This is a genomic window from Rhodococcus sp. NPDC003383 (assembly GCF_053589115.1).
On the sequence record NZ_JBSFRG010000042.1, the window covers coordinates 15,791 to 36,946 of the forward strand.

19 protein-coding genes are annotated in these 21,156 nt (G+C 68.2%); 3 read left to right on the forward strand and 16 right to left on the reverse strand.

Features of this window, described 5'->3' with window-relative positions; genetic code table 11:
* Positions 1-35: 35 nt before the first annotated feature.
* From ACWDTS_RS25755 to ACWDTS_RS25800, 10 genes are all read right to left on the reverse strand, one after another.
* Entirely contained in the window at positions 36-1,256 is a 1,221-nt protein-coding gene (locus ACWDTS_RS25755; RefSeq protein ID WP_197255536.1) for an MlaD family protein, read from the reverse strand.
* Positions 1,253-2,332: an MCE family protein gene (locus tag ACWDTS_RS25760; protein ID WP_197255534.1), complete on the reverse strand. Its 1,080-nt coding sequence runs from the start codon at positions 2,330-2,332 to the stop codon at positions 1,253-1,255. The genes ACWDTS_RS25755 and ACWDTS_RS25760 overlap by 4 nt, the downstream gene beginning before the upstream one ends.
* On the reverse strand, positions 2,329-3,447 hold the full coding sequence (locus tag ACWDTS_RS25765; protein WP_197255584.1) for an MCE family protein: 1,119 nt from the start codon (positions 3,445-3,447) through the stop codon (positions 2,329-2,331). The genes ACWDTS_RS25760 and ACWDTS_RS25765 overlap by 4 nt, the downstream gene beginning before the upstream one ends.
* 8 nt (positions 3,448-3,455) lie before the next feature.
* Positions 3,456-4,505 (reverse strand): MCE family protein, encoded by a 1,050-nt coding sequence (locus tag ACWDTS_RS25770; protein ID WP_197255582.1) that lies wholly within the window; start codon positions 4,503-4,505, stop codon positions 3,456-3,458.
* Entirely contained in the window at positions 4,505-4,726 is a 222-nt protein-coding gene (locus tag ACWDTS_RS25775; RefSeq protein ID WP_197255532.1) for a hypothetical protein, read from the reverse strand. Before ACWDTS_RS25775 ends, ACWDTS_RS25770 begins: the two co-directional genes overlap by 1 nt.
* Entirely contained in the window at positions 4,723-5,760 is a 1,038-nt protein-coding gene (locus ACWDTS_RS25780) for an MCE family protein (protein WP_248675351.1), read from the reverse strand. Before ACWDTS_RS25780 ends, ACWDTS_RS25775 begins: the two co-directional genes overlap by 4 nt.
* Positions 5,757-7,037 carry an MCE family protein gene (locus tag ACWDTS_RS25785; RefSeq protein ID WP_450109081.1) on the reverse strand — a complete coding sequence of 427 codons (1,281 nt, stop codon included), beginning with the start codon at positions 7,035-7,037 and terminating at the stop codon, positions 5,757-5,759. Before ACWDTS_RS25785 ends, ACWDTS_RS25780 begins: the two co-directional genes overlap by 4 nt.
* 1 nt (position 7,038) lies before the next feature.
* On the reverse strand, positions 7,039-7,893 hold the full coding sequence (locus ACWDTS_RS25790; protein ID WP_197255530.1) for an MlaE family ABC transporter permease: 855 nt from the start codon (positions 7,891-7,893) through the stop codon (positions 7,039-7,041).
* Entirely contained in the window at positions 7,890-8,702 is an 813-nt protein-coding gene (locus ACWDTS_RS25795; RefSeq protein ID WP_248675354.1) for an MlaE family ABC transporter permease, read from the reverse strand. Before ACWDTS_RS25795 ends, ACWDTS_RS25790 begins: the two co-directional genes overlap by 4 nt.
* A 313-nt stretch (positions 8,703-9,015) precedes the next feature.
* Positions 9,016-9,204, reverse strand: coding sequence for a hypothetical protein (locus tag ACWDTS_RS25800; protein ID WP_231610900.1), 189 nt, complete (start codon positions 9,202-9,204; stop codon positions 9,016-9,018).
* Between the two features lie 434 nt (positions 9,205-9,638).
* Between ACWDTS_RS25800 and ACWDTS_RS25805 the strand changes: the two genes are divergently transcribed.
* The 3 genes from ACWDTS_RS25805 to ACWDTS_RS25815 all read left to right on the forward strand — a co-directional run bounded on the left by ACWDTS_RS25805 (position 9,639) and on the right by ACWDTS_RS25815 (position 12,417).
* Positions 9,639-10,865 (forward strand): TetR/AcrR family transcriptional regulator, encoded by a 1,227-nt coding sequence (locus ACWDTS_RS25805; RefSeq protein WP_450109080.1) that lies wholly within the window; start codon positions 9,639-9,641, stop codon positions 10,863-10,865.
* 2 nt (positions 10,866-10,867) lie between these two features.
* On the forward strand, positions 10,868-11,530 hold the full coding sequence (locus ACWDTS_RS25810; RefSeq protein ID WP_197253099.1) for an SDR family oxidoreductase: 663 nt from the start codon (positions 10,868-10,870) through the stop codon (positions 11,528-11,530).
* Between the two features lie 80 nt (positions 11,531-11,610).
* Entirely contained in the window at positions 11,611-12,417 is an 807-nt protein-coding gene (locus tag ACWDTS_RS25815) for an alpha/beta fold hydrolase (protein WP_231610899.1), read from the forward strand.
* An 80-nt stretch (positions 12,418-12,497) separates the two neighbouring features.
* On the opposite strand, the gene ACWDTS_RS25820 is transcribed toward ACWDTS_RS25815, so the two are convergent.
* From ACWDTS_RS25820 to ACWDTS_RS25845, 6 genes are all read right to left on the reverse strand, one after another.
* Positions 12,498-14,417 (reverse strand): FAD-dependent oxidoreductase, encoded by a 1,920-nt coding sequence (locus ACWDTS_RS25820; protein WP_197253100.1) that lies wholly within the window; start codon positions 14,415-14,417, stop codon positions 12,498-12,500.
* Positions 14,418-14,421: 4 nt separating this feature from the next.
* A complete protein-coding gene (locus ACWDTS_RS25825; protein WP_450119294.1) occupies positions 14,422-15,753 on the reverse strand; it encodes an MFS transporter in 1,332 nt (443 codons plus the stop codon).
* Positions 15,754-15,844: 91 nt separating this feature from the next.
* Positions 15,845-16,810, reverse strand: a complete 966-nt coding sequence (locus ACWDTS_RS25830; protein ID WP_450119295.1) for a LysR family transcriptional regulator — start codon at positions 16,808-16,810, stop codon at positions 15,845-15,847.
* A gap of 67 nt (positions 16,811-16,877) precedes the next feature.
* Entirely contained in the window at positions 16,878-18,206 is a 1,329-nt protein-coding gene (locus ACWDTS_RS25835; protein ID WP_197253102.1) for an MFS transporter, read from the reverse strand.
* A 76-nt stretch (positions 18,207-18,282) separates the two neighbouring features.
* Positions 18,283-19,746 carry a benzaldehyde dehydrogenase gene (locus ACWDTS_RS25840; protein WP_450119296.1) on the reverse strand — a complete coding sequence of 488 codons (1,464 nt, stop codon included), beginning with the start codon at positions 19,744-19,746 and terminating at the stop codon, positions 18,283-18,285.
* 231 nt (positions 19,747-19,977) lie between these two features.
* Complete coding sequence (locus ACWDTS_RS25845; protein WP_450119297.1) at positions 19,978-21,111, reverse strand: CaiB/BaiF CoA transferase family protein; 1,134 nt, start codon at positions 21,109-21,111, stop codon at positions 19,978-19,980.
* Between the last annotated feature and the right edge of the window lie 45 nt (positions 21,112-21,156).

The following is a 21,156-nucleotide window of genomic DNA, read 5'->3' on the forward strand; positions in this document are numbered from 1 at the left end:
CGCCGGACCGGCGCGGGATGTGCGTTTACCACTTGTCAGTTCCCTCCACTGCCGATGCCCTGGAGGAGCATCCGCCAGAAGGCCGCGAGTTCTTCGCCTGCCGGGATGAGGATCGGATCGGCGACGGCCGGCGGTCCGATGAGCGTGCCGGGCGTCGTCCGGTTCGCCACACCGAGATCGTTCGGCCGCGGCGCGTTCTGGGCGCCGCGCTGGCCGTGGTCCTCGCCGGGCGGGCAGTAGTGCGTGAGGTCGACCGTGACCGACGACTCGTCACCGAGCGCACGGCGCGGCGTGTCGTACACGCACACCGGACCCTGGGTGGCGATGAGCGCAAAGTCCGCGCGGTCGCCGTGCACGATGGATTCGAGCGCGGCCAGGCCACGAGGAAGGGCGACCAGGCCGGTCTGCAGCGCGGCCGAACGATCCGAGATGATCGGTGCGACGTCGACGAGGTTGGCGAGCACCGCCGCGAACGACTCCTCGTTGGCGGCAAGCACACCGTCGGCGCGGCGCATGGCGTCCGGGGTCGTCGTCATCATCTCGTTGATCCGGTCCTCGTTGGCGTACAACGTGTCCGCGATCGTGCGCGCCGCGGCCATCCCGTCGACGAATTCCTCCGAGTTGTTCGCCATCGTCGACATCAAACCTGCTGTGCGGCTGAGCAGTTGGGTCAGATCGGTCGCGTGGGTTTCGAGGCGGCCGGACAGATCGTCGGCGTCGGTGATGAGCCGCGCCAGATCGGGACCCAGACCCTGGAACGCGGCGCCGAGTTCGGCACCGACGGTGGCGATGGTGCCGGGTTCGACCGTGTCGAGGAGCGCCGCCGTGCTCGCCAGCGTTTCGGCGATCTGAACCGGCTGCTCCTCGGCCGGCATCTCGATCGAATCACCGTCCGCGAGGTACGGACCGTGATCGACGCGCGGGAAGATGTCGACGTTGAGCATGCCGGCGAGCGTTCCCTGCGTGATCTTCGCGATCGAGTCGGTCGGGATCTCGGTGCCACCTTCGAGCTCGAACTCGAGCCGGGCGCCACCGCTCTGCGGGTCGACCGACACTGCCGACACGACACCGACCTGGACACCGCGATAGGTGACGACGGTGCCTTCCGAGACCCCGAGCGCGTCGTCGACGTGGGCGGACAGCCGCATCTCGTCGCCGAGTCCCCGCGGGCCGACGATGTAGTAGATGCCGTAGGGCACCACGATCAGGGCGGTCAGCACGAACAGAACAAGCTGGACGAGGACGATTCTCTTCATCGGGTGCCTCCTCCGAGCATCTCCTGCAGCGACGTGGGTGACGGTTCCGGCGGTGTCCCGGTGAAGTAGCCGCCGGCCAGGATCGTGTCGATGCTCTCCGGGATCTCGAGCGCACCGTCGAACACCAGGTAGTCACCGCGCACGGACTTTCCGAACGCGTCCATGAACGCGTTCATGGCGGCGAGGGTGCCGCCCATGCGGTCGTTGAACGCCTGCAGGGTGGACGCGACCGTCCCGGCGTCGGCCAGGAACCCTGCCGGGCCCTGCGGCACGGCACCGGTCAGCGCCTGCACGTTGAGGGCGAGGCGGGTCGTCGAGTCGAGCAGCGCGGAGATGGAATCACGTTGTGTGACGAGCACTTCGACCGCTTCGGCGGTGTTCGCGAGATATGCGTCCATCGTCTGCTCTTCGTCCGCCATGCGGCGGGTGACGTCGGCGGCCAGCGTCATCGCCTCGTCGAACGCGGTCTGCTGGTCGATCGCCCGCGTCATCAGGTCGGTCGCGGTGTCGGCGAGTGCCTGCACCCGGTCGGACCGTCCGGTGAACGCGACGTTCAGTTCGTCGACGACGGTCGCGAGCTGATCCATCCCACTGCCGCTGACGACGTTGCCCAGGGAGGCGAGCATCGTCTCGACACGCGGCCCGAGATCGGTGTTGTCCACGTCGATGACGTCTCCGTCGGACAACCGGTCCGGCGCCGCGTCGACAGGGTTGATCAGCCGCAGGTACGGACTGCCGAGCGCGGACGGAATCTCCACCGAGACAAGCACATTGCTCGGGACCTCGAGTTCGCGCTGCAGCGACACCTGCAGGCCGGCACCGCTGGTCGTGGTGTTCAGGGACGCGACGCGGCCGACGATCTGCTGCCCGTACCGGACGTCGGCACCGAGGACGATGCCGTCGGCGCTCGCCAGATGCACATCGACGTCGAACGCACCGGCACCCGCGGACCGGCCGACCGGAAGGTCCTGGATGCCGTAACCGCAGCCCGACACGGCGACCGTGCCGGCGACCGCGACCGCCAGCGCGGCGAGACGGACCGCTCGCCGGGACGGAACGGTGGATGTCGGGGTCACGGGTTCCCTCCGGTGATGGCGGTGACGATTCCCAGCGGGTCGGATGCGCTGATCGGGAACGTGATGGGGTTGGTCAATCCGGCGCCGGTGCACAGGGGCAGCGGATGCTCGGCGCACAGCGGGCCGGCGACCGCGAACTGGGTCAGGTTCGTCGACACGTTCAGCCGGATGCGGCTGCGTCCGTCGGGGCCGACCGTCTTCTCGAGGTTCTGCATCATGAGCGGCACGAGATCCATGAACTCCGCGAGTCCGGCCTGGTTGCCGGTCAGGGCGTCGCCGAGTCCCTCCAGGTTCGCCGAGATCGCACCGAAGCTCTCCTGGTGCTGGGTGACGAAGCTGTCGAGTTCGGCGAAGACCGTCTGCAGTTCCTCGAGCGGCACGGTGATGTCGAGGTCCGCGTCCTGCCACACCGTCGACAGCGTGGACATGTCGTCGACCATGCTGTCCAGGGACACCTGCCGCGCATCCATCGCCTCGATGAGCGTCGACAGGTTCTCGACGAGCACCGAGAAGTCCTCGGAGGTTCCCCCGATGACACCGGAGGCGGAGCTGAGGTCGCGGACGGCGTTGTTGAACGCCTCGCCCTGGCCGCCCCACGTCTGCGCGCCGCTCGCGAGCACCGAGCCGACGTCGCCGCCCTCCGGTCCCATGAAGTCGACGAGGGTCGAGAGACTGCCGAGCATGCCGTCGATGTCGATCGGCGAATGCGTGCGTTCGACCGGGATCGTGGACTGGTCGGGCAGTTGGGGGCCGTCGGTGTAGGCGGGGCCCAGTTCGATGTAGCGCTCGCTGATGATCGCCGGGCTCATCACGTAGGCGTTCACGTCGGCGGGAAGCTTCACCGATTCGGGCACGGTCATCGTCACCCGCACCGAGGTGCCCTGCGGTTCGATGTCGGTGACGGTGCCGACACCGACGCCGAGGACGGCGACCTTGCTGCCGGTGTAGATTCCGTTGACGTACTCGAAGTCGGCGTGCACCGTGGTGACCCGATCGGTGCGCCCGAAGATGTACCAGATCGGCGCGACGATCAGCAGCAGCGTGACCACGAGGAGCGAAACGATCTTCTTGCGGTTCGACGAGCGGGCCGGAGTGGGCTGTTCGCTCCCCGGCATGTCCTGAATCACCGACATTCCTGCATCACTCCCATCGCGCACAGAAGGTTGTCGGGCAGAACCGCAGCGGGTGTGGTGACGTCGGCCCAGGTGCCGTTGCCGGTGGCGTCGGTGACCGTGCGCAGCGCCGGCGGCAGCTGCGTCATGAGCGCGGCGATGTTGTCCGAGTTGCGCTGCAACGTGCCGGTGACGGCGACCAGGTTGGCCACGAGCCGGTCGGCCTCCTCACGGTTCTCGGTGAACGTCTGCGACAGGGTCGAGATGACGGCGCGGAGATTGTTCGCGAGCCCGGTCAGCGCTTCCTTACGGACCGACATGGTCTGTACCAGAGTGCGTGCGTCCGCGGCGGTTTCGACGAGGGAGTCCTGCTGGTCGACCGCCATCACCGACAGCCGGCGCGACATCTCGAGCAGCTGGTCGAACTGTTCGCTGTGACGTCCGAACGCGGTGGAGGCCGCGCTGATCCCGGTGAGGGTGCGTTCGACCTGGCCGCTGTCGGACGGCATCACCTGCGACAGCGTGGTCATCATCTGTTCCATCGCCTCGAGATCGAGTTCCCGGGAGACCCGCTCGGCACCGGCACCGACCTCGTCGAGCGAGTACGGAACGGTCGTGCGCTCGAGCGGGATGGTGTCGCCGCCGTCGTCGACACCGCCGGGGCGGACGTCGAGATAACGCTTGCCGAGGACGGTTTCGAGGCGGACCGACGCGGTGGAGGTGTTGCCGACCGTGCGGTTGTCCTCGAGGCGGAACTCGACGTCGACGTGGTCGCCTGCGAGCTCGATGTTCTCGACCCGGCCGGCCGGGACACCCGCGACGTACACGGGATCGCCCGTCGCGAGACCGGCGGCGTTCGCGAATTCCGCTGTGTACGGCTCGGTTCGGGCGTGGTACCAGAATCGAGGGATGCCGATCGCGGCGCCGAGACCGACGACGAGGACGACGATGCCGATCGTGCCGAGCACCAGCGGCATGTGCGTGGTGTTCTGGCGGCGGCCGAACCCGAACAGGAATTCGAGTGCGCCGACGAACACGTCGATGAGTTTGACCAGGAACATCATGGCAGCGTTCCCTCCCCCGCCGCAGCTGCCGCGGAGTTCTCCAGCACGTCCACGAGATCGTCGATGTAGGTGATCCCGATCGCGACGAGGGCGACACCCGCGCCGAGGCCGACGAGGACGAACATCCAGGCGAAGCTCTGCAGGATCCGCCCGTTGTGCCCGCCGAGCGATCGGACGCCGCGGACGATGAGGTCGATGAGTCGTGTCAGTAGGATCATCGGCACACCGGCGAGTGGGTAGGACCGAAGATGTTCACTTCTGCGTCGCCTGCTTTCAGGGTGAAGTTGCACAGGTAGAGGCTGACGAAACTGCCGTACTGACCGGTGCGGTTGATCTGGTGTGCGAAGTTCGGGAGATTCGCCACCATGCGTTCGAACTCCGGGGTGTTCGCGATCCAGGTGTCGGTGACGGAGGCCAGGCTCGCGAGCGAGCGCGCGAACGCGCCGTCGGACTGTGCCATGATGTCGGCGAGCTCGTCGACCGTCGCGGTTCCGGAGTCGAGGAACCCGGCGATGCGCGTGCCGTCACCGACGACGGAATCACCCAGTACGGCAAGCCCGTTCACGAGCGAGGTGAGTTCGTCGCTGCGGTTGTCGAGCGTGCCGAGCAGCCGCGTCATGTTGTCGACGACCTCCCCGAGGATGCCCTCGCGGTCGCCGAGGCTGCCGGTCAGGGTCGCGACCCGGTCCAGGAACTGTGCGACGGCGTCGCTGCGCCCGTTGAACGTGTCGGTGATGTTGCGCGCGAGGACGTTCACCTCCTCGGGCGGCAGCGACTCGAACAGCGGCCGGAACCCGTTCATCAGCGCCGTCAGATCGACCGGCGGGGTCGTCTGCGAAATCGGGACCACCGATCCGGGTTCGAGCACCTCGGACGAGCCGGGCGCGTCGACGTGCGGTTCGGGCATCGTGATGGCCACGTACCGGGCGCCGAGCATGTCGCCGTAGCGCACCGCGGCCTGAACGTCGCGGGTGAGCACCTGATCGCCCTCGATCTCGACGGTCACCCGCGCGAGCGCAGCACCACCGTCGGCGTCGGCGACGTCGACCGCGTCGACCCGGCCGACCCGAACACCGGACAACGTGACGGGGTTGCCGACGTTGAGACCTTCGACGTCGGTGAATTCGAGGACGTAGTGGTCGGTGGAACCGCGGACCGGGACCGCGAGGGTGTTGAACACCAGGGATCCGCAGATCGCACCGACGGCGCAGTAACCGACGAGCGACACCATCTGGGAACGCTTCAGTTTCACGGGATCTGCACCTCGCTTCCACGGACGAGCGGGCCGAGGATGAACGTGAGCGCCGGGTTCAGCGCTGCGCCGGCCTCGTCGAGCGAGGCGGGGACGGTCGCCTCGGCCACACCGAGTGCGTCCTCGAGCAGACTCAGCGGTTCGGCTTCCTCGGGGCCGCCGACGATTCGCTTCGGCGCGTCGTAGGTGCCGTTGCCGGGACTGTTGCATTCGAGGCCGGTGAGCGGACCGTATACCGGGCAGTCCGCCGACGTGTACGGCATCGGATCGGCGAAGGACGGCACCGCGGTGATGTTGAACCGCCCGCTGGCGAAGACCCGTGCGCCGGCGTTGCCGAACAGTCCGGCGTTCTCGAGGGTTTCGTACAAGCCGCTCGGATTGGCGGCGGTCGTCGCGAGGATCGTCCCGATCGAGTCGGTGACGGTGATCATCGCGTCCCGGCGCTCACCGGCGAATCCGTCGACCGAGGCGGCGAGCAGCGTCGCCGCGCCGAAGGCATCGGCCAGCCGGTCACGGTTCTCGACGATCGCACCGGAGACCTCGGCCGCGGACGCGACCATGCCGACGATGTCCGGGGTGGCGTCCGACAGCGACCGCATCACCTCCACGAACTGCGGTGTGGTGTCGAGGAATTCGGCTGCGGCCGGGGCCATCTGATCGCTGACCGCGGCGAACCGGTCGATCGTGCGGCCGATGGTCTCGCCGTTGCCGTCGAGTGCGCTGCTCAGGGCGCTCAGAGCGACGGAGAGCTGGTCGGGGCGCATGTCGTCGAGCACGCCGGCCATTTTCGTGAACACGTCGTACATCGCAACGGCTTCCGGGCCGGAATCGACCGCGATCGTCTCGACCTGCCCGAGCGTGCCGACGCCGGACGCCGCGGTGGTCTCGATGCCGTCCGGGCTGCCGGCCGGATCGTCGACCGGGTCGACGAGTTCGACGTAGATGTCACCGAAGAACGTGCGGGGCACGACCCGGGCGAGCACCGACGACGGCACGAGTTCCGCAGCAGCGGAGTCGATCGCCAAGCGCACCTGGGATTCGGCCGAACCGGCCTCGACGGAAGCGATCCGCCCGATCTCTACGCCGTGGTACCGCACGGGTGCGCCCCCGTTGACGAGACCGACGGCCGCGGGCACCTCGACGAAGACGTCGTTCGTGTCCTCGAAGGTTCCCGTTCCGCGCAGCACCATGCCCACCGCGACGGCCAGCGCCGCACAGACGCTGACCGCTCCGACGAGGACGTACCTGGTCTTTTCACGTGATGTGGGTCGATCCACGTCACACCCCCATTCCGGGAACTTCGGGAACCAGACCCCACAGCGCGAACGTCAGCAACACGTCGAGGACACCGATCGACAGGATCGCGGTGCGCAGGGCACGGCCGGCCGCGGCACCCACACCCGCCGGACCACCCGACGCGTAGTACCCGTAGGCGCAGTGCACGAGGCTGACGACCATCGCGAAAACCATGGCCTTGATTCCGGAGTACAGCAGGTCCTGGGGTGTCAGGACCAGATGAAAGAAGTAGTCGTACGTGCCGGCTGATGCGCCGTTGAACACGACGACGACGAGGCGCGTCGACAGGTAGCTGGCGAGCAGGCCGATCATGTAGATCGGGATGACGCAGACCATCGCGGCGAGCGTGCGGGTGGCCGCGAGGAACGGTATCGACTTGATGGCCATCGAGTCGAGTGCGTCGATCTCGTCGGAGATCCGCATCGCACCGATCTGCGCGGTGAAGCCGACACCGACCTTCGCCGACAACGCGATCGCCACGACCACGGGCGCGAGCTCGCGGGTGTTCGCGACCGCCGACAGCATGCCCGACATCGTCGTCATGCCGACGAGTTCGAGGCCGCGCTGCGTTTCGACACCGAGCATCATGGCTGCGGCCAGCGACATCGCGAACACGATGCCGATCGTGCCGCCACCGGACAGCAAGGACTGGGTACCGAAGCTGACCTCGCTGATCTGTGCGATCACATGCTTGCGGAACTTGCTGAGCGCGTACGGAATGGACGCGATCGTGCGGAAGTAGAACGAAACGTGCATGCCGAGCGTGGCGAGATTGTCGCCGACGCGGTGAACCGCGCGGGTCGCGGTGTGGACAGGTTCTCGGGCGGTCAGGGTCAACGGAATTCACCCACCGCCGGAACGATGACCGTGTACAGCGCCGAGAGCGCGGTGTTGACGATGAACACGAGCGCGAACGCGATGACGACCGCTTCGTTGACCGCGTCGGCGACACCGCGCGGGCCGCCCTTGGTGTGCAGTCCCTTGAACGTCGCGACGAGCGCGGAGAGCAGACCGAACACGGCCGACTTGACCAGTGCCATAACGAAATCCGCGGGACGGCCGTATTCGGCGAAGGTCGCCATGAACGTACCGGCGGGAAGATGCTGGACGTAGATGTGGTAGAGCCAGCAGGCGCCGACACCACCGAGCGTGACGATCGAGCACAGCGCGAGCGAGACCACGACGGCACCGACGAGGCGGGGCGCGACGAGGCGCTCGAGGACGTCGAGACCCATGACCTCCATCGCGTCGATCTCCTCGCGGATCTTGCGCGAGCCGAGATCGGTGCAGATCGCCGAGCCCGCCACACCGGCGAGCATGAGCGCGCACACGAGGGCGGAGGCCTGGCCGACGATGATGAAGGCGACGACGGCGCCGGAGTAGCCACCGGCACCGATCCGGCCGGCGAGTTCGCCGACCGACACTGCGATGAACACGCCGACCGGAATCATCAGCAGCAGCGACGGTCCCGTGCACACGCGCCCGATGAAGAGCGTCTGGGTCACCGTCTCGTACAGCGACAGCCGGCGTCGCAGCACGGCGACGGCGAGAACGACCAGCGACTGCACGGCGAATCCGATGAGGAAACCCCCCTCGGTCGCGACGTCGCGAACCGGCCCACGAGGAGCCGGCAATTCATAGGTCATCTACTGCATCCCTTCGGTTTTCACACAGGGGTGGCTCCGTCGATCGGGTACGGAAGCAGACGTCGATTCAGGGTGAAGTGTGACACACCCACCGACGCTGGGCAAGATCTAAGTGAACCGCGATTCTCATCAGACGGAGCGGGTGTGCCCATGGAAGCCAAGACGTACCGCACCGCTCACAACCTGGGAATATCTGTTTTCCGTCAGCGCTTTTCGCCGAGCGGCGGACGTTGACTACGATGCACCGATCGGACGGTTAGGAGAACGCCGATACTGCCCGCCGCACCGCGCAGGCAGCCCGTCGCACAGGCGACTAGGTCATGCACACGTTCGAGAACGTCAGCACCGGCCAGCAGACGATGGAACCGAGGAACGAGATCACCAGGTCGACACCCTCCATGTCGGAGAGATGCGAGGTGTGGGTGAGCGTCCAGACGACACCGATCAGGCCGTAGGGAATGGCGACCAGGACGACGAGACCGATGAACTCGGCGACGGACATCTCGTAGGACAGGACTTTGCGTGCGACATCGAGCACCGATCGGACTCCTGAACGATGGGCGGACAGTAGGTCGGGACGCCGGGTGTCCCCTGCAGCGCATCCATGCCCTACCCCCTCGGATGTGCATCCGTTGCAGATCCGGATGCGACGGACGCGGAGGAGGCTATCACCACCCAGCCGCAGAACTTCCACTTTTGTGAACAATCATTCCGCAGGAGTTGTTCGTTGGTCGGGCATCCCTCTTCGCGAGTAATTCCTGCTCACAGCAGTGCAGGCCGAAAGACCCTGTAACAGGAACGGGGCGAGGCCGAATATATGTGGACAGCGATTCGCAATCGTGGAATTGGCATATGCTCTCACGGAGCGACACACCCCAGCGAGCGTCATCCGGGCAACACCGACAGGGCAAACCGAGCGAACAGAGGCAGGTGCGCGTGGTCAGCAAGACTTCCTCCCCCCGGGTCGAGCGCCGGTCGCGGCCGAAGGACCGTCGCGACCGGATTGCGACCGCTGCCGCGATCGCCTTCGCCGAGCGCGGCTACCACGGGGTGAGCGTCGAGGACATCGCCGCCGAAGTGGGAATCACCAAATCCGCTCTCTATCGCCACTTTCCGGGAAAGTACGCGCTCTTCCTCAACTCGGCCCTGATCCTCCTCGACGCACTCGAAGCCGCACTCGAGCAATCGTCGGATCCGCTCCCGGGCAGCGCCTACGATCAGCTCCGCGCACATCTGTCCGCGATCATCGGCACCACGATCACGCATCGCCGCACCGCGGGCATCTACCGGTGGAAACGCCGGTACCTGCAGAAGGAGGACCGGCTGCCCATCCGCACGCGATCGTGGGAGGTGAACCGCGTCATCCGCGAATGCGTCATGCGGATCCGGCCGGAGCTGTCCGACCGGGACGCCTTCGTCACCGTCGCCGCGATGCTCAGTGTGATCGGGAGCATCACTGCGCACAGCCTCGTGCTCTCCCCGCGACGCACCGAGCAACTCCTGCTCGGCGCATGCACCGCGATCGCCGAATGCGACGCCGGCTCGTCCGGCACGAGCGTGACCGTTCCCGCGGCCGTCCCCGAGCCGGCCGCGGTGAGCAACATACGTGAGGATCTGCTGCGGGCCTCGGTCCATCTCTTCCACGATCGGGGGTACGCCGAGATCGGGGTCGAGGAGATCGCCGCCGCGGTCGGCCTGCCGGCGTCCGGGGTCTACCGCTACTACCCGTCGAAGGCCGACATTCTCGCGGCCGCGTTCTACCGGGCCATCGACGGGCTCGAAGCGGCGGTCGCCGAGAAGCTTCGCACCGCCTCCGATCCGGTCGACGCGGTGCGGGCACTGACCGCGGTGTACGTGGAACTGTCGTTCTCGCAACGAGAGCTGATGTCCGTGTACTTTGCGGAGCTGGTCCACGTCGCACCCGGCCCCCGCGCGGACCTGCGGCTGCGGCAACGCTCGAACATCGAGCAGTGGGCGGCCCTCCTCCGCGAAGTCCGCCCGGGTCTGTCCGTCGTCGAATCACGGTTCCTGATGTACGGGGCGCTCAACCTGGTGTCCGATCTCGGCGTGTTCCTCGGGCCCGCCGCCGCACAGCAGGAAGCACCGCGCATCCACAATCTGATGATGATCACCCTGCTCGGTTCGAACGTCCCGGAGGAATAGGCATGGCACGCATCGCAATCGTCGGCGGACACGGGAAGGTGGCCCTGCACCTCGAACGGCTCCTGGCCGAGGCGGGGCACGAGACCACTGCTCTCATCCGCAATCCCGACCACGCCGACGATGTACGCGCAGCCGGCGGCAACCCGCTGGTCGCCGACGTGGAGCACCTCGACGTCACGGCGCTCGCCGATCTGCTGCGCGGTCACGATGCGGTGGTGTGGTCTGCGGGCGCGGGCGGCGGCAACCCGGCGCGCACCTACGCGGTGGACCGCGATGCCGCGATCGCCTCGATGACCGCGGCGCAGCAGGCGGGTGTGCGGCGCTACGTGATGGTGTCCTATTTCGGGGCCGGACCGGACCACGGCGTCGCCGAGGACAACAGCTTCTTCCCGTACGCGGAGGCGAAGGCGGCCGCCGACGCCCATCTGCGTGGCACCGACCTGGACTGGACCATCCTGGGTCCGGGGTCGCTGACGTCCGATCCGCCGACCGGGCTGATCGACACGGGTTCGGCCGCGGCCGGGGGCACGGTGAGCCGGGCCGACGTCGCAGCGGTCGCCGCCGCGGTGCTCGACCGTCCCGCGACGGTGCACCGCACCATCGAGTTCAACAACGGTCTGACACCGATCTCCGCGTTCCTCGACGCTCTCGGCACGAATTCGTGAACCCGCGATCGCGGTAGCGCCACCGGCGCTAGATTCCCCCGTAGTTCGCGACCGCACACACGGCGACGGGGGCACGGCCGATGGAGGCATCCGATGAGACCTGGGATTCGGGCATGGCCTGCATGCGGCTCGGGTCGGGTGCGCCGTTGGTGCTGTTACCGGGCCTGAGCTCTGATCATCGGGCGCCGGAGGGATTCGACCGCAAGGCGCAGCTCGGTGCGATGGCTCCGTACGCCGCACACCGGGAGGTGTGGTGGGTCAACCGGCCGACGGGCCTGGCCGCGGGCACCACGATCGCGGACCTGGCTCGTGCCTACGCCACCGCGCTACGTGCCAGGTTCGACGTGCCCGTCGACGTGATGGGCACCTCCACCGGTGGGAGCATCGCGCTCCAGCTCGCCGCGGACCACCCGGACGTGGTGCGCCGGCTCGTCCTGATCTCCTCGGCACATCGGCTCGGCCCCGGGCGTCGGGTCCAGCGGGATGCGGCCGCGGAGGTACGGGCGGGTCGTCCACGCCGCGCGATGGCCGGGCTCGCCGCCGCGACCGCCGCGCACGGCTGGTCGCGACGTCTGCTGTGGATCGCCGGCTGGCTGCTCGAACCCGCCATGCGCGGGCGCGGGCACGACGGACACAGTTACGACGACATGCTGATCGTCATCGATGCCGAGGACCGCTTCGACCTGTCGGACCGGCTCGCCGACATCCGGTGCCCGGTGCTGGTCGTCGGCGGCGACCGCGACGGCTTCTACAGCCCGGATCTCTTCGCGAAGACCGCGGACGGCGTCGCGAACGGACAGCTGGCGCTTTACCCCGGGGTCGGGCACGTGGGTGTCGTGCGCATCAGGCAGCTGCCCGGCGACGTGCTGGACTTTCTCGACCCCTGAGACGGTCCCGAAAGCACTGGAAATCCCTGGAAGCCGAATGCCGCACCGGCGCGGCCGGTGCGGCATTCGGGTGTGGTCGGTCAGGCCTGCGGGGTGAGCTCCGCGACCCGGACCGGGGAGGTGTCCGCCGCAGCAGCCACGGCCTCCTCGAACTCGCGGCGTCCGACCTGCGAACCGAGCACCAGGGCGAGCCGGGCGAGGAAGCCTTCGCGGTCGGACTCGTCGGCCTGGTCGATCGCGGCGGACAGGCCCAGCCACACGTTCTCGCGGCGCGCCTCGTCCTCGGTGACGGCCTCGGCGGGACGTGCCGGAACGGCCGGACCGTCGGGGGCGGTGCCGGAACGCAGGGCGGCGGCGACACCGGACAGCTCGGCCACCGGGACGCGGCAGAGCAGCAGTCCGTCGGGGCGGATCACGAACGCCTCACCGGCGGTCGCGCCGAGAGCCTCGATCAGATCCGGTGCGTCGAGCACCGTCGCCTCGGCCGGGGCGGTCTCGACCGCACCGCCGACGAGGACGGCCCGCACGCTCTCCGGGGACAGTGCCGCACCGAGCTCGGCCGCTGCGGCCACCAGGGCCGAGCTGCCGTCGGCGTCGAGGCCGACACCGAGCACCGCGAAACCGGTACCGCGAACCACGTTCAGCGACGAGTCCTCCGTGCCGGTCGCGGTGACGACGCGCACCTTCCGGTCGTCCACCGGGTCGCCCGGCAGCACACCGGTGACGCCCGCGGCGACGGGCCAGGTCAGCGGGGACAGCCGCGCGTGCGTCGCGCTGGACTGCCGCGGGTTGATGAGGTGCCCGAACTCGGGACGGTGCACCGCGAGGGCCAGCACGGCATCGCGGGTCGTGCGGTAGCCGTGACTGCCGGGCGACATGATGAGCGTGGACTTGCCGGCGTTCGCGACGTTCTGTTCCCAGGCGTGGTGCCGCTCGGCCGAGTACGCCCGGAGCAGTGCCGGCTCGGCGTTGCCGTGGATCACGGCGGCGAGCTGCCAGGCGAGGGTTTCGGCGTCCTCCATGCCGGAGTTGAGCCCGCGCACGCCGAAGATCGGCACGAGGTGCGCGGCGTCGCCGGCGAAGAGGATGCGGTCGTGGGTGAAGTCGCGCAGGGCCAGCGCACGGGCGTTGTAGAACCCGTGCCACTCGAGCGTCCACGGCAGGTCGTTCTGCAGCCAGTCCAGGTGCTTGGTGATCCGCGCCCGGATCGCGTCTTCCTGGGTCTCGATCTCGGCGTCCTCGGACGGGTCGAGCTGGTAGTCGATGCGCCAGATGTTCTTGGGCTGCTTGTGCATGATGATCGTCGAGCCGGGGTTGCTCGGCGGGTCGAACCAGACCATGCGCTCGGCGGGCAGCTCGGACTCCCAGTGGATGTCCGCGATGACGTAGCGGCCCTCGTAGTTGGTGCCCTCGAGACGCAACCCGGCGAGTTCACGCATGCGGCTGCGTCCACCGTCCGCGGCGACGACCCAGCGGGCGCGCAGGTGGCGCTTGCCGTCGGCGGTGTCGACCTCGAGGGTGACCTCGTCCTCGCCGCGCAGGATGCCGGCGATGCTCGCCGACCAGTACAGGGTGATCAGCGGGTTCTGCTCGATGGTGTCGACGACGATCTGCTCGTACTCCGACTGGGAGACGTTGATCATCGGCGGGCGCACGTCGAAATCGCGCAGCGGCATCTTGAACTGCAGGACCTGCTGGTCGCGGTAGAAGCTGCGGCCGCCGACCCACGGCAGCACGATCTTCTCGAGCTCCTCGCCGAAGCCGAGACGGGCCGCGGCCTCGAGGCTGTGGCGGGAGATGCAGATCGCGCGGCTGCCGAAGGAAACCTGATCGGCGGCCTCGATGACGGTGACCGGGATGCCGCGCTGGGCCAGGCCGAGTGCCGTGGCCATGCCGACGGGGCCGGCACCCACGACGACGACGGGCAGCGCGTCGTCGGTGGGTTCCATCGACGCGAACGAGGATGCGGGGTACTTGCGTGGCTGGTAGTAGGTCGACACGAGGTCAGATCCCTTCCTTCTCGAGACGGGCGGGACGTGCGGGCGTGGAGGGCACGCGGAGGACGAGAATGCTCACGAGGCTGATCAGCGCGATCAGCACGAAGTAGCCGGTGATCGACCACGAGGTGCCGGTCTTCGCGAACAGCGTGGTGGCGATCATCGGGGCCAGACCGCCGCCCAGGATCGCGCCGATCTGGTAGCCCAGGGACGCGCCGCTGTAGCGCACGGCCGGGGGGAACAGCTCGGCGAACAGTGCCGACTGGGGTCCGGCGCAGCAGCCGAGTGTGAAGCCGAGTCCGGCCATCGCCAGGAACATGACCGGCAGGATCGCGGTGTCCATGAGCGGGAAGAACAGGGCGGCGGCTATGACGAGCGCGGCGGAGCTGCGGATGTAGACGGTGCGGCGGCCGATGAGGTCGGAGCGCCAGGCGCTGAACGCCATGCCCGCCATCCAGACGGGGCAGGAGGCGATCAGCAGGCTCAGCATCGTCGTCTGCGAGAAGCCGAGTTCCTTCTCGCCGTACTTGAGCACGTAGACCATGTAGGCGTAGGCGATGCCGTTGGTGGCGATGAACGTGCCGCCGGCCAGGAGCACGGTCTTCCAGTGCTTGGTGAGGACCTCGACGATCGGCAGCTTCGCGTGGGTCTCGACGGTCTCGTCCTTCGCCGTCTGGAACTCCGCGCTCTCCTCGAGGCCGAGGCGGATCCACATCGCGACACCGACCAGGACGGCCGAGAGCAGGAACGGAACGCGCCAGCCCCACGAGTCGAACGTGGCGTCGTCCATGAACACCGACAGCGGCAGGAAGACCAGGTTGGCAAGCAGGACACCGGCGGGCACCCCGATCTGGGGTGCGGCGCCGTACAGGCCGCGCTTGCCCGCGGGGGCGTTCTCGGTGGCGACGAGCACCGCGCCACCCCACTCGCCGCCGACGCCGAGTCCCTGCACGAAACGCAGGGCGACGAGCAGGATCGGAGCGGCGACACCGATGGCCGCGTAGTTCGGCAGCAGGCCGATCGCGACGGTCGCGCATCCCATCAGCAGCAGCGAGATCACCAGCATCGACTTGCGGCCGACCTTGTCGCCGAAGTGGCCCATGACGACGCCGCCGATGGGACGGGCGACGAATCCGACGGCAAGGGTCGCGAACGCCGCGAGCGTGCCCGCCAGGTCGGAGGACCCGGGGAAGAACTGGGGACCGAGGACGAGTGCCGCGGCGGTGCCGTAGATGAAGAAGTCGTACCACTCGATCGCGGTGCCGACGAAACTTCCGACAGCGGCCTTACGCGCGGTCGCGGCAGTGCCGGACGCGTCGCGCTTGTCGATAACCGTCATGGATGGGGACCTTTCGAGGAGGGCGGGAAACGTGACCGCCGACACCACGATGACGCCCCCACAACCCCGTGAAAAGCGCGAAATTTCCCGGTTATTCCACGACTCTCTCGAAGTAGGGCTGTTTCTGCACTTCGGACGGGACGATCGGCCCTGTGGCGAAGGTGAGAAATTCCCGGGCCGCCCGGCTCAACAGGGCCCCGTCCTTCCAGGCCACCACCACGTCGACCGGCTCGGGGACGGGGTCGGTGACGTTGCGGACGGCGATCTCGAGGCCCTCGTAGGTGATGTCGCTGCGCGGCCGCGACAACAGCAGCGTCCAGCCCAGCCCCCGCCCGACGAACGCCCGGGACGTCTCGAAGTTGCGGGTCCGGTATACGACGTTCGGGGTGAAACCGGCCGCACGGCACACCCCGAGCCCGTGGCTCGAACTCGGCGGTGAATCGAGCAACACCATCGGCGAGTCCCCGAGGTCCCGCAGCCGGATGGGCCCACCGTCCACCGCCAGGGGATGCGCAGCGGGCAGCAGCACCCGGGGGTTGCGGTGCCCGATCACGACCGTGCCCAGCCCGGGCTGCAGATCCAGGGCGTACATCACGGCGACATCCACCTCCCCGGACCCGAGCTGGGCGGTGAGCTGGGTCTGGTCGTCCTCGTGGAAATCGAGCTGCACGCGCGGGTGGGTGCGGATGAACCCCTCGAGCAGCGGGGGCAGGACGGTCGGTCCCAGCGACGGATAGCACCCGACCTTGACGCGCCCGACGACCTCACCCGCCTCGGCGCGCGCGTCGGCCTGCAACTCCCCCGCCTGATGCAGCAGGATCCGGGCCCGTTCGAGAACGCCTTCGCCGGTGGGGGTGAGCTGGACGCCGCGGGCACGCCGGCGGATGCACAGGCGAGCACCGAGGGAACGTTCGAGCTCGGTGATCGACGAGGACACCGCCGACTGCGACATGCTCAGCACGTCCGCGGCACCGGCGATCGACCCCCACTCGGCGACCGCGACGAACGCCGCGAGCTGACGGAGCGTGTAGTGGGGCACCGGATCGACTGGGCTCATGGTGTCACCGTAGGCGCACCGACGTCCCCGCACCGACGATGCGGTGCGGGGACCGGGCACGGGGCCGTCAGCCGGCGGTCAGGTCGACGTCCTTGCTCTCCCTGACGAACACGGCGAGAATCACGGCGCTCATCGCGCACAACGCGACCAGGTAGGCGACGACCGAGGTGATCGTTCCCGAACTCGCGAACAACGAGGCGACGATGACGGGGGTGAACCCGGCGCCGAGGAGACTGCCGATCTGGTAGCCGAGGGACGCCCCGGTGTATCGGGACCGGGTACCGAACTGCTCGGCCAGGAACGCCGGCATCGGGCCGAAGGTGAGCGACTGCAGCACCGAGCAGCTGATCACGAAGGCCAGCACGACCAGCAGGAAGTTGCCGGAGGACGCGAGCTGGAACAGCGGCCACGCCAGCACCACCATGCCGACGAACCCGCTCAGCATGACAGGCTTGCGCCCGTAGCGGTCCGACAGTCGCGCCGCGCCGAGGATGCCGAAGATCGCGAAGAACTGGCAGATCGCGAACGCATTCAGACCCTCCGACCGGGACACACCGTTCTCGGCCGCGTAACCGATGACGAATGTCGAGAACAACGCCTGGATCACGAACGGAGCGGTGCACACCAGCCCGGCGAGGACGAGGGTGCGCGGGGCACGCAGGATCGCCAGCAGAGGCATCGGCTCCGCCGCCCGGTCCTTCTTCTCGGCCGCCGCCTTCATTGCCTCTCGGAACAGCGGGCTCTCCGCGACCCGGGCGCGGACGAACAGACCGACGGCGAGCAGCACCGCCGAGAACAGGAACGGGATGCGCCAGCCCCATGACAGGAAGTCGTTCTCGGGAAGCGTCGCCGCCAGTGCGAGCGCAAGCGTGCCGAGCACCGCACCGGTCGGGCCTCCGGCATTGGTGAAGGCGGCAGCGAATCCGCGATTGCGGTCGCCGGCATGCTCGAGCGACATCAGCGCCGCCCCTCCCCACTCCCCACCGATCGCGACGCCCTGGACGGCGCGCAGCACGATCAGCATGACCGCGCCCCAGGTCGGGATCGCGGGCACCAGCCCGATGAGGAACGAGGCCGCGCCCATGATCGACATGGACAGCAGCAGCATCTTCTTGCGGCCGATCCGGTCACCGAAATGCCCGAATACGATGCCGCCGAGGGGGCGCGCGATGTAGCCGATCGCGAAGGTCGCGTAGGACGCGATCAACGCCGCTGCCGGACTCAGGTTCGAGAAGAACACCGGTCCGAAGACGAGTGACGAAGCGGTCGCGTAGAGGATGAAATCGTAGAACTCGATGGTGCTGCCGAGGTAGCTGGAGAACACCACACGACGAAGATCGCTTCGCCGTTTCATCGTATCGACGGGGGCGGACGACTCCGATTCTGCGAGCGTCATGGATGGTCCTTTGTCCGGAGGGGAACTGTCGGGCGGCCGGGCAGGCGCGCCGACCGGGGGAATTCGGTGCGGGATCTCAGAAGGGATAGGACGGGACCTGACGGACCGCGGTTATCCAGCGTGTCTCGGTGAAGGCCTCGAAGCTGTTCGCAGCGCCACCGAAGCGAGCCCCGTTGCCGGAAGCTCCGAAGCCGCCGAACGGGATGTTGGCCTCGTCCGCCACGGTCTGGTCGTTGATGTGGGCGATACCGGTAGGGATCCGATCCGCCAATTCGAGCCCCCTTCCGATGTCGCGGGTGAAGATGCCGAGGGACAGTCCGTACTCGGAGTCGTTGGCGAGCTCGACAGCCTCGTCCGGCGTGGTGAACTCCACGACCGACGCGACGGGGCCGAAGACCTCCTGCGCGTAGGCCGGCGCGTCCAGGGGCACGTCCGCGAGGACGGTGGGCCGATAGTACAGACCTTCGTAGGTGCCGCCGGCGGCGAGTCTGGCTCCGGCATCGACCGAGGCGGTGACCAGCGCATGGATCTTGTCGAGCTGCCCCCGGTCGATGATGGGGCCCAGAGCGACCTGCTCCGTCATCGGATCACCCACCGGAAGCGCGGCCGCCTTCTCGGCGAGCTTGGCGACGAACTCCTCGTACACGGACGTGTGAACGAGGTGACGGCCGGTGGCCATGCAGATCTGTCCCTGGTGGAGGAAGGAGCCGGCAGCGGCGGCGGAGACCGTCGCGTCGAGATCGGCGTCGTCGAGGACGATGATCGCCGAGTTGCCCCCGAGCTCCAGGTGCACCTTCTTGAGGTGGCGGGACGCGGCGGCTCCGACGTGGCGGCCCGCGGAGGTGGAGCCGGTGAAGGAGATGGCGCGGACTCGCGGATCCTCGACGAGAGCTGCTCCCACATCGGCGCCACCGGGAAGAACCTGCAGGACGCCGGCGGGGAGCCCCGCCTCCTCGAAGATCCGGGCCAGTACGACGCCGCCGGAGACGGCGGTGCGCGGGTCCGGCTTGAGGATGACTGCGTTGCCGGTCGCGAGTGCGGGGGCGACCGATCGGATCGACAGGATCAGCGGGAAGTTGAAGGGTGCGATGACGCCGACCACTCCGACCGGGACCCGCTTGGACGTGCTCAGCAGCCGCGGAGTGACGCTCGGCAGGATCTCGCCGTGCGGGTGGGACGGCAGTGCTGCACCCTCGAAGCACTCCTGGGCGGCGACGTCGGTCTCGAGCGCGGCCTTGGGCCGCAGCGAGCCGGACTCACGCATGATCCAACGCTGGATCTCGTCCGCGTGGGTCTGCCACAACTCGCCGGCACGACGCATCACCGCGGCCCGCTCCGGATGGGGAAGGGACGCCCACTCCCGTTGTGCGGCAACGGCTCGCGCGGCGGCTGCGTCGAGATCATCGGTGTTCGCGAGCCCGACGGTTCCGAGAGTCGTACCCGTCGCGGGTTCGACGACCTTGATCTCCCCCGCGCCGCCGGCCGTCCAACTCCCGGTGAAGATCCGGCCCTGCCATGCGGATTCGTCCAGAAATGCCATCAGGAACTCCTTGATTTGCGGGTGCCGGACCTGCCGGCGGAACAGAGAACGGCGACGAGCAGAACGCCGGCGTCCGGGGCACTCGAAGGTGCCGCACCAGTATGGGTCACATCACATGATGTGAATAGCAGAATCAACTAGGGATATTGCACAGGAAAACTCAAGAATGCCTTCACGAAAACGTCCAGCGCGGCCGGATCGGCCGCGCTGGACGGTGAGGGTTCGCCCGGGTCAGCGACCCGGTAGCGACATCGCCGCCCAGTCGCTCAGTATCTGCGCCGGATCATCTTCGGACGCAACGGGAGGCGCGGCGGGAAACCCCGAAGGCGTCCGCGAGAATCGCGGTGCCGGTGCAGGTTCCGGGCACCCTTCACGTTCCAGGAAGGTTCCGCGAGCGACGAGGTGCTCGTTCGCGGGGGCCTCGCTCATGGAGAGGACCGGTGCGACGCACGCGTCGGAACCGGCGAACACCTCCGACCATTCGTCTCTGGTCCGGGTCGCGAATGCCGCGGCGAATCGATCTCGAAGTTCGGGCCAGCGGCGCCGATCCCACTGCCCGGGCAGCGTTTCGTCCCCGTCGAGATGGAGACCGGCAAGCAGCTGGGCGTAGAACGGCGGCTCGAGGGCCGCGACGGCCACGTACCGGCCGTCGGAGGTGCGGTACACGTCGACGAACGGCGCTCCCGAGTCGATGAGGTTCGTGCCCCGTTCGTCGTTCCAGGCACCACCGGCGAGCATCGAGAACGGGTTCGCCATCAGATGAGCCACACCGTCGACGATCGCGGCGTCGACGACCTGACCCTTCCCGGACCGCTCACGCTCCCACAACGCGGCCAGGATTCCGGACACCAGATACATTGCCCCACCGCCGAAGTCACCGACCAGGCTCAGTGGAAGCTGCGGCGGACCCCCGGCGCGGCCGATCGCGTGCAGTGACCCGACCAGCGCCTGATAGGTCGGGTCGTGTCCGGCACGTTGCGCGAGCGGACCGTCCTGCCCCCATCCCGTCATCCGACCGTAGACGAGCCGGGGATTGCGAGCGAGGCAGGCGTCGGGCCCGAGTCCGAGACGTTCGGTGACGCCGGGCCGGTATCCCTCGATGAGAACGTCGGCGTGCTCGACGAGTTCGAGCGCGGCGGCGAGGCCGTCGGCACTCTTCAGATCGAGGGACAGCATCCGCTTCCCACGCTGGAGAGTGTCGAAGCGCGGGTCGATGGGCATGGCGAATCCCGCACCCGCCCGCTCGACACGGACGACATCGGCGCCCTGGTCGGCGAGGAACATCGCCGCGAACGGGGCAGGCCCGAGTCCCGCGAGTTCGACGACCTTGAGGCCGGCCAGCGGGCCCGCTCGGTGCTCTGTCATGGACTTGCTCTCCTCGAGTTGGGTACGCCGGCGGCGGGATGCCCC